Source organism: Gimesia panareensis (genome assembly GCF_007748155.1).
GTDB lineage: Bacteria > Planctomycetota > Planctomycetia > Planctomycetales > Planctomycetaceae > Gimesia > Gimesia panareensis.
Window position 1 is genome coordinate 236,773 of the sequence record NZ_CP037421.1, and the last position, 15,435, is coordinate 252,207.

Annotated in this window: 12 protein-coding genes; 4 read left to right on the forward strand and 8 right to left on the reverse strand. The window is 56.2% G+C overall.

Annotation, left to right across the window (positions count from 1 at the left end; translation table 11 throughout):
• Nucleotides 1-98 precede the first annotated feature (98 nt).
• A complete protein-coding gene (locus Enr10x_RS00960; protein ID WP_145447879.1) occupies nt 99-3,152 on the reverse strand; it encodes a hypothetical protein in 3,054 nt (1,017 codons plus the stop codon).
• 97 nt (nt 3,153-3,249) lie between these two features.
• A complete protein-coding gene (locus Enr10x_RS00965; RefSeq protein ID WP_145447880.1) occupies nt 3,250-4,287 on the reverse strand; it encodes a KpsF/GutQ family sugar-phosphate isomerase in 1,038 nt (345 codons plus the stop codon).
• Between the two features lie 393 nt (nt 4,288-4,680).
• Here Enr10x_RS00965 and obgE point away from each other — a divergent pair, with 393 nt between their 5' ends.
• The 3 genes from obgE to Enr10x_RS00980 all read left to right on the forward strand — a co-directional run bounded on the left by obgE (nt 4,681) and on the right by Enr10x_RS00980 (nt 7,591).
• The gene (gene obgE / locus Enr10x_RS00970; RefSeq protein WP_145447881.1) at nt 4,681-5,682 is read left to right on the forward strand and encodes a GTPase ObgE; all 1,002 of its coding nucleotides are present in this window, start codon (nt 4,681-4,683) and stop codon (nt 5,680-5,682) included.
• Nucleotides 5,683-5,687: 5 nt separating this feature from the next.
• Nucleotides 5,688-5,966: a hypothetical protein gene (locus Enr10x_RS00975; protein ID WP_145447882.1), complete on the forward strand. Its 279-nt coding sequence runs from the start codon at nt 5,688-5,690 to the stop codon at nt 5,964-5,966.
• Between the two features lie 419 nt (nt 5,967-6,385).
• Nucleotides 6,386-7,591 (forward strand): hypothetical protein, encoded by a 1,206-nt coding sequence (locus Enr10x_RS00980; protein ID WP_145447883.1) that lies wholly within the window; start codon nt 6,386-6,388, stop codon nt 7,589-7,591.
• 47 nt (nt 7,592-7,638) lie between these two features.
• Here the strand turns inward: Enr10x_RS00980 and Enr10x_RS00985 are convergent, their stop codons facing one another.
• The 6 genes from Enr10x_RS00985 to Enr10x_RS01010 all read right to left on the reverse strand — a co-directional run bounded on the left by Enr10x_RS00985 (nt 7,639) and on the right by Enr10x_RS01010 (nt 13,943).
• Nucleotides 7,639-8,739 carry a zinc-binding dehydrogenase gene (locus Enr10x_RS00985; protein WP_197997440.1) on the reverse strand — a complete coding sequence of 367 codons (1,101 nt, stop codon included), beginning with the start codon at nt 8,737-8,739 and terminating at the stop codon, nt 7,639-7,641.
• A gap of 166 nt (nt 8,740-8,905) precedes the next feature.
• Nucleotides 8,906-10,036 (reverse strand): 2-aminoethylphosphonate--pyruvate transaminase, encoded by a 1,131-nt coding sequence (gene phnW, locus Enr10x_RS00990; RefSeq protein WP_145447885.1) that lies wholly within the window; start codon nt 10,034-10,036, stop codon nt 8,906-8,908.
• Nucleotides 10,026-10,832 carry a phosphonoacetaldehyde hydrolase gene (gene phnX / locus Enr10x_RS00995; RefSeq protein WP_232093190.1) on the reverse strand — a complete coding sequence of 269 codons (807 nt, stop codon included), beginning with the start codon at nt 10,830-10,832 and terminating at the stop codon, nt 10,026-10,028. Before phnX ends, phnW begins: the two co-directional genes overlap by 11 nt.
• 12 nt (nt 10,833-10,844) lie before the next feature.
• Nucleotides 10,845-11,429: a phosphonate degradation HD-domain oxygenase gene (locus tag Enr10x_RS01000; protein ID WP_145447887.1), complete on the reverse strand. Its 585-nt coding sequence runs from the start codon at nt 11,427-11,429 to the stop codon at nt 10,845-10,847.
• Nucleotides 11,413-12,771, reverse strand: coding sequence for an MFS transporter (locus Enr10x_RS01005; RefSeq protein ID WP_145447888.1), 1,359 nt, complete (start codon nt 12,769-12,771; stop codon nt 11,413-11,415). Before Enr10x_RS01005 ends, Enr10x_RS01000 begins: the two co-directional genes overlap by 17 nt.
• Before the next feature lie 14 nt (nt 12,772-12,785).
• Nucleotides 12,786-13,943, reverse strand: coding sequence for a TIGR03364 family FAD-dependent oxidoreductase (locus Enr10x_RS01010; protein WP_145447889.1), 1,158 nt, complete (start codon nt 13,941-13,943; stop codon nt 12,786-12,788).
• Nucleotides 13,944-14,252: 309 nt separating this feature from the next.
• Here Enr10x_RS01010 and Enr10x_RS01015 point away from each other — a divergent pair, with 309 nt between their 5' ends.
• Nucleotides 14,253-15,419, forward strand: a complete 1,167-nt coding sequence (locus tag Enr10x_RS01015; RefSeq protein WP_145447890.1) for an AraC family transcriptional regulator — start codon at nt 14,253-14,255, stop codon at nt 15,417-15,419.
• The last annotated feature ends 16 nt before the right edge of the window (nt 15,420-15,435 follow it).

Consider the following 15,435-nt stretch of genomic DNA (forward strand, 5'->3'; position numbering starts at 1 on the left):
TTCCTAACAGGACAGGCAGACAGGCTCGATTACTACGATTTTAGGCGAGAAAGGCAGAGGAAAAAAGGAATTATTCGGCAAATTAGCCGTCAGACCGGTTACGGAAGTCCCTGTATACCGGTTACGCCGTGCAACGTAACACGATCATAGGAGGGCGCGAATTCAATCTGCTGGGCTTCACTGGGCGTCGTGGACGTCTTGCCGGTGCGTGAATAGCGGCGGATGGTGGCTTTTCGATTGCCGAACGAACGCATCATATACAGGTCTTTCGACTGGTCATAACTGATCGTATCCGCCCGGGCGATAAACGACTGGTTCGACGGTGCCTTCTTGTTTTTGACGAGGGCGTTCCCTTCGAGTTCCGCGTTCCCTTTGGCCAGCATCGAGATGTATTTCTTTTTCTGTCCTTCAATTTCATGTTGAATCAGTTTCAGGCTGTTACTCCGCATCCAGCCTGCATTGGGTGGCAACTGGTCCGGATTGATGGTATCCAACGGTCGCTTGACGCCTCCATAGGTGATCTGCACACGATCGTCGAAGGTGGTACTCCGCTGGGAGACGTTGCCGGTCATTTTGCCGTTAAAGTCGATGCGGGTGTAATTCCAGTTGTCGGTGTCTGTTTTCTGTGGCTGGTTGGCCTGGGAGACCCGGGATTCTGCATGGGACTTCTGGGGATTTTCCCTTCGCCAGAGAATCAGCCAGCCCGGGCCGCGGGCTTCGGCATTTCCGGTTTTCTGATCGACGTTCATCTGCCAGAAGCTGGCGCGGCGGATTCCGATCAGCCGGTTTTCCAGGTATTCGTTGCTCTCCACTTCCACGCCGTCGCGGCAGGTAATGAAGTGCACCGTAGGCTTCTGATCTTTGGACTGTTTTTCGGTGAACGAGACCCGGTCCGAGAGGACTACTTCCATTTCCTGGCAGCGTAGCCGATTGTCGCCCATGTTGGTGCGGACCTTGCCGAAGAAGTTGGCCGTGAGCCCGTCGAAGACCATTTCCTGTTCCCAGTGAATTTCGAGCAGGTTGTCCTGGTCGTTGGTCTGTTCCTCAGGTTTGCCGACCAGGCCGCGTTCCTGGGTGATCCCCTCCGCGCCGGAGAGCAGGCCGGCGGCTGATTTCTTACCCCCGCGCACGGGAAGCAGCAGCAGCCCTTTGCCCTGGACTTCGGCCCGATTCGCCAGGCGGTAGAGATAAATGTCATCCCCTTCGATCTGGGAGCCTCCCCCATTGATTTTGGCAGGGCTGCCCATCACGTGCAGGATCTGATCGTTCGTGCCTTTGTTCTGAATGTGTAACTGATTCCCCGTGATGTGCATCGGCTGCTGCTGTGCTTCGTGCAACTGTTCGACCGAAACATTTCCCTCCGTCCAGACTTCAGAGACTTCCGCTTTCCCTGTTTCGTCCTTCGACATGCGGAGCTTGATCAGATCGGCGACGACCATGACCGGTTCGGGTTCCTTTTCCGCAGAGAGCAGTACCCGCCCTTCCCGGGAATTGGTCGCTGAATCTTCAACGGCAAACGCGGCCTGCTTCACAGAGGATTTCTGCGGTGCGACCGAGTCACCAACGGGGGAATTCGGGGCCGACTCAGGAGCGGTGACTTCAGCGAACCAGACTTCCAGCCGTTGCGTCTTGCCCCTGAGTTGCGGGCTGTAGATGGCCACGTTCCGGGTGGCTACCATTTTATGCGGATCGATTTTGTGCGCAGTCTTCTCGGCGGATTGTTGCTGGTGCTGAGTCAGCAGTTCTTTCTGTTTCAGCGATCCCAGATCGCCTTTGAGCCAGAGACGAATCTGCTGGGCGGCCAGCGCAAATTTTTCAGCGGGCTGTTTCACATAGCATTGCTGTTCCAGTTCCACCAGATCCAGTTGCGTTTCCGGATCGCGCGATTTTTTCATCAGCTTCGCCCAGTGGGCAGCGATCGTTAATTGACCGGTGGCGGGATCCACGTAGTCAACCTTGCCGGCACCTTCGCAGAGGACTGTTTCCACCCGGCCCTCTTCATCCTGGTGGATCGTGATCCGGGGGCACTTGAGTAGAGAGAGCTGCTGATAAATTTCGACGGAGCGTTCGTCGGAGAGCACGATGGTTTTAGTGGCTTCATTATAAGAGAGACGCGTCATTCGTCCCGAAAACTGATTCTCCTGGGAGACCAGTGTGACATTTTCTCCCGTGGCCACCAGTTCCTGGAATTGCAGCTTGCCACTCCCATGGCCGGGTTTCTCGTCGTCGGCTGACTGCTGATCAGCAGGATCCACTTTCCGCACAAACTGTAACTGCAGCTGATCGCAGTCCAGGGTGTCGGCGTGTTGGGGACTGGTGGGATGATAGACTCGCACATCTTTGTGAAAGGTGCCCTGATTGGTTTCCAGGTTGAAAGTGAAACTGCCGGCACTTTTCACTTTTGCAAATCGCGCATGCTCTCTGGAGCCGGTCTGTTTCTCTTTCTTCAAAGCCAGTTCCATGTAGACATCGCGACGCAGGACGATTTCGCGAATCCCTTCGGCGGCCGGTTTGAGTGCTTTGGGTTTTTCCGTTGACGGAATCAACTTCATTTCAATGCCCCGCGCGCGGCCGCGATGCTCCTCGTAGGCGAACCGCACCTCACTGTCGCTCCAGATATTCATCGACGATTCATCGTAGAAGAAGTTCCGCCCGTAAATGATCAGCCCGTTGGGTCCTGTAATTTTTACAAAACCTTCCAGGGACCCCGCGATCATCCGTCCCGGGTCGGTCTGTTTGATGCCGAACGGCTGTTCGAAGCGAATCAGTGCCTCTTCACTCATCAAGGCGAACGGTTTTTCCGAGTCCCCTTTCTTGGGGTCGAACATCAGCATCGCGAACGGCTTCAAGCGGGCCGCTCTTTTTTCTTCTTCCTGCTGCCAGCGTTCGGTATAGATGTAGACGTTTTCATCTTTAAACTGATAGCGGGCATCCGCGGCCCAGGGGATTTCGGGCAGATAGGTTTTGGCCTGCTCGTTATTTGTCGAAGCATACTCGGGTGACTGGAAAACCTCTTCCGGAAACTCCTGGCGAACGATTTTATCCTGGATGACAAAGCGCATCGCATGCGCATACGTCAGATAAACCCCCGTCAGCGACAATGTTGTAACCCAGGTCAACAACATGCGGTTGGCTATCAGGCGATCAAACAATCCATTCCTGTTGTATCGAATGGCTGCGGTCATGTATGGATTGAAATCGTTTCTAACTTAAGTGAGATGTACTGTCGAAAGGGAAATGGTAATTCTATTATCCTGCCTGGCGGTCGGCAGAGGAAGTCTCGGGTTGCCAGCCGATCACATCGGTGATGTCGATCAGTCCGGCCAGGCGATTCTGTCGATTGACGACAGGCAGTTCACTGAGCTTGCGTGCTTTGAGCAGATCGACGGCGTCCTGCAGTGAAGCATCCGCCTGAATGGTTGTGGGCTTGTGTGTCATGACTTCCCGGATCGGGCGATCCAGTTGCTCATCGCGGCGCTCTTCCAGCAGGCGGGCCAGATCGCTGTCGGTAAAGATGCCCGTTACGCGATCTGATGCATCGACAATGATCACGGCGCCACTCCGGCGACCAGGAGAACTCAGCCGGACGAACGCTTCGCGGATCGAAGTCGATTCGTGGGTCACCCGCACTTCCCCGCGGGGACGCATCACTTCATTGATTTGTGTCAGTTGTCTGCCCAGGCTGCCGCCGGGATGAAAATTGGCGAACTGCAGCGGAGTAAAACCGCGGGCCTTGCTGATGACCAGCGAGAGGGCATCGCCCATGGCCAGCATCGCGGTGGTCGTGGTGGAAGGGGCCAGCTGATGCGGTCCCGCTTCTTTCAGGTCGCCCAGGCAGAGCACCACCCGGGAGGCACGTCCCAGCGCACTGGTTTCCCGGGCTGTGATTCCGATGATGGGCAGGTCCATTTTCTGGATCAAAGGGAGCAGTCGTCTGAGCTCTTCGGTCTCGCCACTATTGGACAAAGCCAGTACCGTATCGTCCTGATGCAGGCAACCCAGGTCACCATGGATGGCTTCCGCCGGGTGCAGAAAATGCGAACGGGTTCCCGTCGAGGACAGGGTGGCGCAGATCTTCTGAGCAATCAGTCCCGCCTTGCCCATGCCGGTCAGGATGACGGCTCCGGGACGCGACAGAATCAGATCGACGGCGTCACAGAGTTCGGTGCCCAGCGAACTTCCCATCTGGCGCAGGGCGGCGGCTTCGCTGAAGATGATTTCGCGCGCGTCTCGTAACTGATCAAACTGGGAAAACTCAATAACCGACCTTGCAGGCAGGGAACTCATCACGCCATTCCTTATTCGCATCCTTGCGGGCATGTGTGGGGGAGCGGGAGTATACGGCGCTGCGGAAATCGGGTCAATCCGATTTTATTTAAGTAGTCGTGTTGTAAGTGACAGACTGGTAAAGTGTTATGGTGAGATGATGTCTGTCCGATTCTGTTGGTGATTCCAAAAACGATGAGGAGTCTTTCTTTCAACGCTGTTTGTTGCAGATTGCTGTCAGAGGACCTCGTAATTTCTGCTTGAGAACTTACAATGACAGGTTCGGTATGGAATGCACCCTCTGCCGTTGATCTGGTGTCCTGACCCGATGGCGCAGGGAGAACGCTTCGCTGCTGAAGTGTTGTAACCCCAGATAAAATCACCTGTTAGCTGCCTGTTTGAAGACGAAATCTTATGTTTGTTGATCGCGTTGACATTTATTGTAAAGCCGGAGACGGCGGAGATGGTTGTGCCAGTTTCCGACGGGAGGCGCACGTTCCGCGGGGCGGTCCGAATGGAGGCGATGGCGGCAAGGGGGGTGATGTCATCGTCCTGGCGGATGAAAACGTCAGCAGTCTCGCGAATATCATCGGTCACAAACACTGGAATGCCGGACGGGGAGGCCACGGCCAGGGAAGTCTGAAAACCGGTAGAAATGGCGAAGACGCTGTGATTATGGTCCCCCCTGGAACGCTGGTTCTCGACAGTAAACGGGGGCACCTGCTGCGGGATATGAAACAGAGCGGGGATCGGGTGGTCGTCGCCAAAGGAGGCAAAGGGGGGCGCGGCAATCGTCATTTCGCCACCGCCACGCATCAGACTCCTCGCGAATTCGAAAAGGGCGCGCTGGGAGAACAGCGTGATATTTCCCTCGAATTAAAGCTGATTGCCGATGTCGGACTGGTGGGAAAACCCAATGCCGGGAAATCGACGCTGCTCAGCCGTCTCTCCAAGGCACACCCGGAAATCGCTGACTATCCCTTTACGACCAAGTATCCCAACCTGGGGCTGGTGCGGGTTGGTTTCGACCACCAGTTTGTGATGGCCGACATTCCGGGATTGATCGAAGGCGCTCACGCAGGCGTGGGTCTGGGCCATGAATTCCTTCGACATGTCGAGCGGACCAGGGTGCTGGTACACCTGGTTGAACCCGCGCCCATGGACCAGACCGATCCGATCGAGAACTATCGCCATATCCGGGAAGAGATGCGGCTCTATGATCCGACATTGATGGAACGTCCCGAAATTGTGGTCGTTACCAAATGTGAGCTCCCTGATGCGGAAGCGGTGGCAGAACTGCTGGCAGAAGAGCTGGGGCAGCCCGTGATGCAGCTCTCTTCCGCCACCGGAGAACACCTGGATCAGCTGGTGAAGAAGATCATCAACGAACTTCAGAACCTGGAAACCGAGGTTTAATCGACGTGACTGCAGAGCAACCCCCGTCTGAAAAACCGGGGCTCGAGAAACCGGAATCGGAAGCAGAAACCGGTGCCGAGACTCCAATCGAAGATCTGCCAACTCCGGGTGAAGTCCGGGTCCGATTCGGCTTATATGGGGCCGGCGTGATGATGATGCTCTGTTTTCTATTTCAGTCCTTCTTTCCTGCCACGGGCAGCGAAGCGCAGCGGGTGACCGCACTGGGCCTGATCATGCTGGCCGGTTTTATCGCGGGCTGGCTCTTCGCCCGGATTCGTTTTTGAGCCGCAATTCCGGTCGTCGCAGGACGATTGTAAATTTTGCATTTCCCGCAGCACGCGTCTCTGATTTGCAATTTCTACAAGGCACATCAGTGCACATGGCAGTCGCGATTTTGCACAATCCGATTTTTTCAGGAATCACGTAAGGTGTATTAAAACAACACTTTAGCAATTGAACGATTCCGCACAGGCTGGTGTGATTTCAAACTCAGCCTGTCATTGGTCTTTCGTTTGCAATAAGATCCTCTGCCTGTCACGACCCCCATCGGTCTGAATGGAATTCACCGATCCCCGTTGCAGGACCCCGATCAAATCTCAAACCCCATTTCGAGTGATCGACCCAATACTATCCCGTAACAATTCATTGAGTGTTTGTCAGCCGCCATCCCGCCGGCGGCTGCGACAAAAAGGAACAAGAGGGCATGGAAGCTCAACTCTGTCGCTGTTTCGTGTTACTGCTGGCTGCTTTTTTATCTCTGGGAGCCTCTTACAAAACCCCTAATTTTGTGACCCACGCTCCTACCCCGGAAATTGCCAAGCAGGTGGGTGATGCCGCTGAAATCTATCGCAAAGAACTCGCGATTGCCTGGCTGGGACACGAACTCCCCAAATGGTATGCCCCCTGTCCCATCAAAGTGAAAGTCGGTAACTACGGTGCCGGCGGTGCTACCACGTTTTCTTTTGACCGTGGTCATGTCTTTGGCTGGGATATGCAGATCCAGGGTTCACTGGAACGCATCCTCGATTCCGTGCTCCCCCACGAAGTCAATCACACGATCTTCGCCTGCCACTTTCGTCGCCCTCTCCCGCGCTGGGCTGATGAAGGGGCAGCGACCATCGTCGAACACGAATCCGAAAAGAAACGTCAGCGACTGTTGAACCGGCAGGTGATGGGCACCAATAAACGGATCCCTCTCCGCCACCTGCTCTCCATGACCGAGTATCCTGAAGAAATGCAACAGGTGCTGACACTGTATGCGGAAGGCTACTCACTGGCCGACTTCCTGTTGCAACGCGGTGGCCGGAAACGCTACCTGATGTTTCTGCAGGATGCCCACAAGAACGGCTGGGATGAAGCGATTGCCAAGTTGTACAAATACAAAAACGTGGAAGAGCTGGAACAGCATTGGGGTAACTGGATCATCGCTGGCAGCCCGGATCTGGATCTGCCCGCTGGTCAGCAGCTGGCAACCAATCAGCCTCAAACTCAGCCGGCCACCGAAAACAAAGATCTGGTGATCCGGTCTCAAAGTCCTGACCAGGAGGATGCTGAGTTTGCTGCAGTCGAGGAAGAACAAACGGTTTCCCTGAATCAGATGCAGGGCGATTCCGAGAGCAGTCGGAAATCCCGACCACTGCCCATCAATTCCCGGGTTCCCTTCAGCGGTCGTCCTGCTCAGAGCAGCCAGCCTGCAGAAGATGTCGCCTTCGTTCAGGAAAATCAGCGGCGTCCCCGCACGTCACTGCATCAGGACTCACAAAAACAGCCGGAACGCTATGCAGCTCAACCTCGGCGTGCTTCCCTGGGCAACAGGCCACAGCAGCGGCCCGCTGCTCGCCGCACTCAGTCTGAACCCAGCCCGGGCCGCGGCATCGATCTGGGCCAGTCAGCCGAGATTGACTTCTAGTTCGAGGTCCGGTTCCTGATTTCGACCGGAACCGGAAAGCGAATCGTTCAGGATTTCTGTTGCGGCAGGACCGCCACCCGGTAAGAACGGTGCTCGCCGGAAGCTTCGAAGGCCTGGAGTACCTCCTCCAGCGAGAAGCTCTGGTCGCAGAGTTTCTGAAACGGATAGGTGTGCTGGTAACGTTCCAGAAAATTCAGGGCGTTGGCCAGGTCGAGGTCGACGTAATTATGAATGCCTTCGATCTTGAGCAGTCTGCGGACGATCTGTTCTGCAGAGACCTGAAGCGGACGGGCCGGGTAAACTGAGCCGACCAGAATCATGGTGCCCCCGATGTCCAGCGTTTCCAAGCCACTCTCGATGACTTCGGGAACCCCCGTCATGTCGAAGACAATATCCACGCCCCGTCCCTGGGTCAGGTGGAGCACTTCAGAATGAAGCGGTTCGTCTTTCTTGACCAGGATGGAATGTGTGGCGCCGAATTCCAGACCGCGCTGCACACGTTGCGGATCGATGTCGGTGACGATCACGGATGCAGCCCCTTTCGTCTGGGCCACCGCGGTCGCCGTGATTCCCAGCATGCCTGCTCCCAGGATCAGCACGCTGCGATCCTGGATGTCGCCCGCCAGTCGAAAGGCGGCCATGACCGTCGCCGTGGCGCAGTTCGCCGGGCTGGCGATCTGATCGGGAAGTGAAGCCGGGACTTTAAAAATGGTCGTGCCTTTGACCAGGTGACAATGGCTGGCCAGACCGCCGCTCAGATAGTTTTTGTCAGTCAGTTTCTGATGACCATATTTGAACAGGCTGGTGCATTTCTGGGTCAGGCCCCGGCGACAGTATTCACACTTCTGACAGGCCACCGCGACCGACCAGGTGATGCGATCCCCAATCTTGACGGGACGGTTCAGGAAATCCACCGTGGGATATTCCGGATGCAGATCGACCACGCGTCCGACCATTTCGTGTCCCAGAATTGTCGGGCAGGGGGTGGAGCGCGTGCCCTCGTATGTGTGCAGATCGCTTCCGCAGATCGTGCAGCATAAGATCTCCACCAGCACTTCACCCGGCTGTAACTGGGGACGTTTGACTTCAGTACGCTGCAAGGCAGGCTCTTCGCCTGTCAGGATGATCGAGACGCAGGGATCACTCATAACGATGTCAATTATATTATCTGAAAAGCCAATGGAATGAATCGCTGATTCCATCAGCTTCGATATCTACTGGATCTGAGAAGAAACCTCTTAATTAGAAAAGATACTTTTTTATAAACTGCTGCTGCAGAACCGGAAAGTGTACCGATTTTCTCTGCAACGGAACTTAACCGGATGTCGTCTGTTCGAATGTTACCTGCATCTCATCCAGGACCAGTCCGATCTGTTCGACCAGTTGCCTGAGATCGTCCGGAAAAACATGGCCGATATTGCCGATACGGAACGTTTCTGCCTGGCTGATCTTGCCCGGATAAATCACATACCGTCGGCGTTTCAGTTCATCGTAGAGCCGGTTAAACGAGAAGCCTGCCCATTCCGGATAATAGAAGGAAGTGATGATGGGTGACTGCAGTTCCCGAGGCAGCAGGGTGCGCAGGCCCCGTTGTTCCATTTCCCGGACGAGGGTCTCCTGGTTCTCGACGTAGCGGGCATGCCGGGCAGCGATGCCTCCCTCTGCATCCAGTTCGTTCAATGCCTGCAGAAACGCGTTGACCACATGCGTGGGAGACGTGTAGCGCCATTTACCCCCCTTCTGTTCCATTTCTTTCCATTGATCGTACAGGTCCAGGCTGAGCGAACGCGCGAAACCTGCTGTCTGCTCCAGCTTCTGCTGATTGGCAATCACAAACCCGAACCCGGGTACTCCCTGAATACATTTATTGGCGGAGGAAATCAGGTAGTCGATATGGAACTCTTCCATCGACAGCGGGATTCCGCCGAAGGAAGACATGGCGTCCAGAATATAATCCCGGCCTGCCTCCGCCACAAGCTGACCGACTTCCCGGGCTGGATTCAACATGCCGGTCGTGGTCTCACAGTGCACCAGCGCCACGTGTGTGATGGATTCATCGTCTGCCAGCGCCTTGCGGATCTGGTCGAGATCCGGGAGCTCCGTTTCCGCGTAAGCCAGGGTGACCCGGGGAATGTTCAGACAGTCGGCGATCTGACCGATGCGATCGCCATAGGCGCCGTTGGAAATCAGCAGTAGTTTTCCATAGGGGGGGATCACCGAACCGAGGGTGGCCTCGACGGCAAACGTGCCGCTCCCCTGCATCAGCACCGACGTATAACCGGGCGTGCTCGCAGCCAGTTGCACCAGTCGCTCGCGAATTTCGACGACACGCTGGTTGTAATCCACGTCCCAGGTCGAATAGTCGGCCAGCATTGCTTCGCGAACGGTTCGCGTCGTGGTCAACGGTCCGGGGGTCAACAGTAAGTAGGGGATATCAGCATCCATAGCGCACTTCACCTGCTTCAATCTGGTCAATGATGGCAGACAGGCCGTCGAGTGTCGGAATGACAAAATGGGCGCCTGCGTTTTTCAGTTTCGTTTCCGCGGCCTGTAACAGCTGCTGTTTCTGGTCCGGATCCAGTGCTGCGAGCTCGTCTATACTCAGGCCCACTTCACTGCCGGTCTGTGTGAGTCCGACCGTCCACGTGCCTGCATTCAGGCCCGCTTCAATATCGGGAACGGTGTCACCGACTTTGATGACCGCCCGGGGGGGATAGACGCCGAGGGCTTCCATGTTCCGATAGATCATCCAGGGCGCGGGCCGTCCCGCGGGAACTTCATCCGCGCACATCGAAAAGTCGGGGTAGTAACCCTGTTCCCGCGCGGACTGCAGAATCGGTTCGGCCACGACGCGCGGGTAGCCGGTCGTCGAGCCGATTTTGATACCCCGTACTTTGAGCGGCGCGAGTGACTCGCACAGTCCGGGTACCAGGTCCGTGTAGAGTTTGGCTTCCTCGATCTGGAGCGGCATGAACGTTTCATAGATCTGTTTCACATCGTCTTCAGACCAGGGACGCTGGTGCAGGGCCTCCCACTGGGCGGCGATCTCGTCCAGTTGAAACAGGCTGCGGATGTGATCCTGCTTGTGCAGTCCCATGGGACCGCGGGCCTGCTGGGGAGTGACCTCGACGCCGCAGGCCTTAAAGGCTTTGATGAAGGCGGAGATCGGCGCAAAACAGCCGTGGTCAATGGTGGTACCTGCCCAGTCAAAAATCACCAGTTTAATTTGTGTCGATTGCATGCTGACTTTCATTCAGTTGAGGTCCCCGGGCTGCTGCTGCAGGACCCGTTGGACTGAGGTTAAAAAATATTCGAGTTCCGGCGTTTCCAGACCGGGAATCTTGGCTGCTTCATCCCAGTTCCGCAGGCGGAGGGCCTCCAGGTGCCAGGGATTGCTTTCAAACTGTTGCTGCCCGCGTTCATCAAAGGGGCCCCCCTGGAGTTCCAGGCTCAGGACCGATGCGGGTGAGAGGCGGGACAGATACTCCGCATTTGTGGCACAGCGGTAACGTTTGGCATCCACGTGCAGGCGAATCGGTTCGGTGACCGCTTCGGGGAAATACTTCTTCAGCCAGGCCGCGCCGATCCGTTCATGCAGATCATCGATGCCTTGTGTAGCACAGTCTTCATCGTGCTTATGTAACAGGTGACCGATGTCATGCAGCAGGGCCGCGGTGATCAGTTCCGGCGGTGCCTCTTCCTGTTCGGCGGCAGAGGCGGCCTGCAAAGCGTGCTCAGTCTGGGAGACCGCTTCGCCGGCATACATTTCATTGCCTTTCTCTGCGAAGAGGGCGCGTATTTCCTGGAGAATATCCTGCGTTTCAGCTTGAGGGGACATCGTTTGCCTCCGGAGGATTGATTTCGGACAGGGTTTGCGCCAGGTTCATTTCACGTTCCTGAATCATCCAGTAAATGGCGCCCGCTATGATCGCGGTACAACAGATGCCGGCCAGTCCGCCGAAGGCCATCTTCCAGCCGTAGTACTGGGCAATCATGCCCACCGTATGGCCGGACAGAATCGCGCCCAGGTAACCGGCGGAATCGACCAGGCCGGCGACGGTCGAACAGCCCCGTTTGCCTCCCAGGTCAATCGCCATCACGCCGGACAGGAAAGAGTAGGGGGCCATCAGGAAAAAGGCGACCAGCGACAGCAGCGTCAATGCCAGGTAAGGCTTGCCGGTCACATCGACCGTACTCAGCAGGACCAGCGAGAGCACGAGCAGAATCAGGCTGGGTAACACCACGCGCCCGTGGCGGCCGCGGAGTCGATCGGAAGTGATGCCGGCCAGCAGGGCCGAACAGCCTCCCACCAGCGGAAACAGCATGCTGCCCACTGCCGCCGATCCGATATCGAACTGGGCCACCTCATTCAAAAAAGTCGGGGTCCAGAAATTAAACGTTTCCCGAACCAGAGTCAGGCTGAAGTTCATTACACAGATCAGCCAGAACAACGGACTGGCGACCAGCGGCTTGAGCACCTCTTTAATCGAAATCCGTTGCGCATGATTGCCTTCCGCTCCGAAAACATTCAGCGGATTGGCCTCCGGTTCTTCCAGGCCCACATCATGGGGACTCGACTTGAGAGTGAAATAGACGAAGATCGCGATCGCCGTCAGCGTACCCGCAGCGACGAAAAACACGGTCCGCCAGTTCGCCAGGAAACTGAGCGAACCATAATTCTCACCGAGCATGATCAGGCTGCCCAGGTAGACGCGGGCAAAGGCATCGCCGAACAGAAATGAGAGCGAGAGGATTGCCATGACCGTCGCATGCCACTGCACCGGAAACCAGCGCGAGGCGGTTTTGACCAGCGCCACCCAGCCCATCGACTGGACAAAGCGGTTACAGGCCCAGATCAGGATAAACAGGGTCAGGCCGGCAGCCAGGCCGAACAGCACTGAGAACAGAATCGAACAGAGCATGCCCGTCAGAAACATCAGCCGCCCGCCGAGGAAGTCGGCCAGATAGCCGTTGATGATTTTACCGAAGGCATACAGCATCACGCCGACCGAGGCGACCGTGCCGATCTGAATTTTGGTGATCCCCAGACCGGATTCTTCCGAGAGCAGCAGCGGCGTCGCGACGGCCAGGTTGGAACGGCAGATATAGTAACCGACGTAGCCTAAAAACAGACTCGTCAGAGTCACGATCTGCCAGTTACGGTTGGAGTGATTGGACATCAGGGCCTGCTTTATCAAAGAGAGAGTTGACCGATATTTTCTTTTGCCAGACCTGGTCCCGTCGTCATTCCTTTGCCGCCGATCCCCGTGAGGAGCTGAATGCGTTCGCCCGGTTGTTTGTGGAACAGGCCCGCCGCTTTCTCCTCAGTATAAATACCGCACCAGCGGTCTGTGACCTGAAAATCGAGTTTCACGAACATCTTTCGCGCATAATTAATGATAAGTTCTTCCACCTCCGCCGACATCCGCTCGGTGGGGGGATCGACTGAATAGGCGTGCGAATCGCCGAGAATAAATTCGTTGTGCTGATTCTGCGTCATCCAGATCTGAATCCCATGCTCCTGCAGTTCCGCAGCGGGCGCATCCAGGGTGATTCCCTGCAGAAACTGCGTATTCAGGAACGCCGGATAGCGCGTCAGAGCGATCGGAGAGGCAATGCTGGTCCCCAGTGTACGATTTTCGGGATTGGAAATTTTGAGCATCTGCAGTTTGCAGTACTGCACGTTCCGCTCGATATATTCTTCGGGGAAGAGTGTCTGCAGGTCCGCGCCGGAGCAGACAATCACGTGTTCCGCGTGAAAGGCTCTGCCGTCGGCGGTTTTGACCTGGCAGTGGCTGCTGCGTTCCCTGACCGAGACGGCAGTGGTTTTGGGCAGGTAATCGCAGTCCGACGTGCAGGCGATCCAGTTGATCAGCTCGCGAAAGAACTGGTCCGGATCCAGTTGCAGATCCTGGGGAAAGTACAGGCTGCCCGAGCAGAATTCGGGGTTCAGGCAACAGCTGGAATGGATCGTTTCCTCCGCATTCAGAAATTCTGCGGGACAGGGGCTGCCCTGCATCGCGATCGACATCTGTTTTAAAAATCGGGCTTCTGCTGCGGTATGCGCAAGGTATTGCGTACCCACCCGTCGCAGGGGGACTCCCAGCTGACTGGTCAGCTCCTCATAGATGTCACAGGAAGCCAGTGCGCGATCGCGCCAGATTCCCGGCGGCATGGCACTGGGAATGATCAGTCCAAAATTCCGGACGGAGGCCTGCTGGGGGAAAATGTCGCGTTCGATCAGCAGGGTTTTCCAGCCGCGCTGCATGGCGAAGTAGGCATGAAATGCACCCAGCACACCGCCGCCGATGACAATCACATCATAGTTTCGCTGGTAAGTCTGAGTCGACATGGTTTGCTATCGGTGAGGGCAGAGCGAGCGACCTGCTACGGGTTTCCTGCTCTGGTGAGGTTCAGGAAGTTCGCGGCCTGGCGGGAAGACAGGAATTCCTCCCGCCAGGCTTTGTCAAACTTTGTTATGCCAAACTTAAAGTTCTGTCTTGCCAAGTATCGGGATTGGAAGTCAGAATACAATGATAATATACGCAGTTAAATTGATAATATTTACACGGTCTTCATCGCTTCTTTAACATGTTCTGGCAGTCTGTTTTCCGTGGAACCGGGTGGAGTATCAGGCCTTAACTACAGAAAATAACAAGAGATGAGATTTCCCGAACGACGCAAAATTGCGCTGCTGATTCAGACCTCCAGCGACTGGAGCCGTCAGATTATTCAGGGCATCGCCGACTATGCCTTCGAGCAGGGGGGCTGGGATTTCTGGATTGAATTCCGTGGCTTGCAGGAGCAGTTGCAGATTCCTGCTACCTGGCACGGGAACGGAACGATTTGCCGGTTGACGGATGCCCGGATTCGTCAGTCCATCGTCGGGCGGCGTCTGCCTGCGGTGAATGTTTCCTGGCTGGGAAAGCATTCGGCCCGCATTCCGAAAGTCGTTTCGGATGAACGCGCCTGTGCCAGCCTGGCAGCCGACTTCTTTCTCAATAAGGGGTTTCGTTCGTTTGGTTACATCGGTGCCGACCCGAATCTGAAATATCCACCCACGATCCAGCGCGAATTTCAGTCCGCCGTCGAACAGGCGGGGGGCGTCTGTTATGACTTTCCCTACTATGAGCTGACGAAGGAAGCCGACTACGAACAGCAGCAGCATCGACTGAAAGAATGGTTGTGGGAACTCCCCCGACCGGTCGCGCTGCTGGTCTGGTCGAGTAAGGTGGGGCGTGAAGTCGCTACGGTCTGCGTGAACCATCATCTGGAAATCCCGGACCAGGTAGCCATCCTGTGTATTGAACACGATCCGCTGATGTCGGCCCTGTCGCCGGTGCCTCTCTCCTGTATTAACCAGGGGCCGCACGTGGTCGGTCATACCGCGGCACAACTGCTGGATCAGATGATCCAGGGGCAGCCCGCGCCGCGCACGCCGGTGCTGATTCCTCCGCTCTCCATAGAAGAGAGGGCCTCGACCGATACGCTGTTCGCGGATGACGATCTGGTCCGCGAGGCGATTCAGCTGATCCGCCAGCAGGTGCATCTCCCTCTGCAGGTTTCCGATCTCACGCAGCAGTTGAATGTGTCGCGCCGCATCCTGGAGCATCGCTTTCAAAAGGCTCTGCATCGTTCTCCGGCTACTGAAATCCGCAAGGCAAAACTGAATCGAATTACCCGCCTGTTAAGGGAGACCAACTTGACCATCTCGCAAATCGCCGACCGTTGCGGCTTTCAGCATCAGGAAGCCATGATCCGCATGTTCGGTCGCCTGATGGGGATGTCGCCCCGCGAATATCGTCAGACGAGTCATCCGCTGTCCTGAGCGGCTCCCGCGCTGT

What these genes read in the sequence shown, in the direction of transcription:
- Enr10x_RS00965 (WP_145447880.1), bottom strand. Translation starts at nt 4,287, where the DNA reads ATGAGTTCCCTGCCTGCAAGGTCGGTTATTGAGTTTTCCCAGTTTGAT.
- obgE (WP_145447881.1), top strand. Translation starts at nt 4,681, where the DNA reads ATGTTTGTTGATCGCGTTGACATTTATTGTAAAGCCGGAGACGGCGGA.
- Enr10x_RS00980 (WP_145447883.1), top strand. Translation starts at nt 6,386, where the DNA reads ATGGAAGCTCAACTCTGTCGCTGTTTCGTGTTACTGCTGGCTGCTTTT.
- Enr10x_RS00985 (WP_197997440.1), bottom strand. Translation starts at nt 8,739, where the DNA reads ATGAGTGATCCCTGCGTCTCGATCATCCTGACAGGCGAAGAGCCTGCC.
- phnW (WP_145447885.1), bottom strand. Translation starts at nt 10,036, where the DNA reads ATGGATGCTGATATCCCCTACTTACTGTTGACCCCCGGACCGTTGACC.
- phnX (WP_232093190.1), bottom strand. Translation starts at nt 10,832, where the DNA reads ATGCAATCGACACAAATTAAACTGGTGATTTTTGACTGGGCAGGTACC.
- Enr10x_RS01000 (WP_145447887.1), bottom strand. Translation starts at nt 11,429, where the DNA reads ATGTCCCCTCAAGCTGAAACGCAGGATATTCTCCAGGAAATACGCGCC.
- Enr10x_RS01005 (WP_145447888.1), bottom strand. Translation starts at nt 12,771, where the DNA reads ATGTCCAATCACTCCAACCGTAACTGGCAGATCGTGACTCTGACGAGT.
- Enr10x_RS01010 (WP_145447889.1), bottom strand. Translation starts at nt 13,943, where the DNA reads ATGTCGACTCAGACTTACCAGCGAAACTATGATGTGATTGTCATCGGC.
- Enr10x_RS01015 (WP_145447890.1), top strand. Translation starts at nt 14,253, where the DNA reads ATGAGATTTCCCGAACGACGCAAAATTGCGCTGCTGATTCAGACCTCC.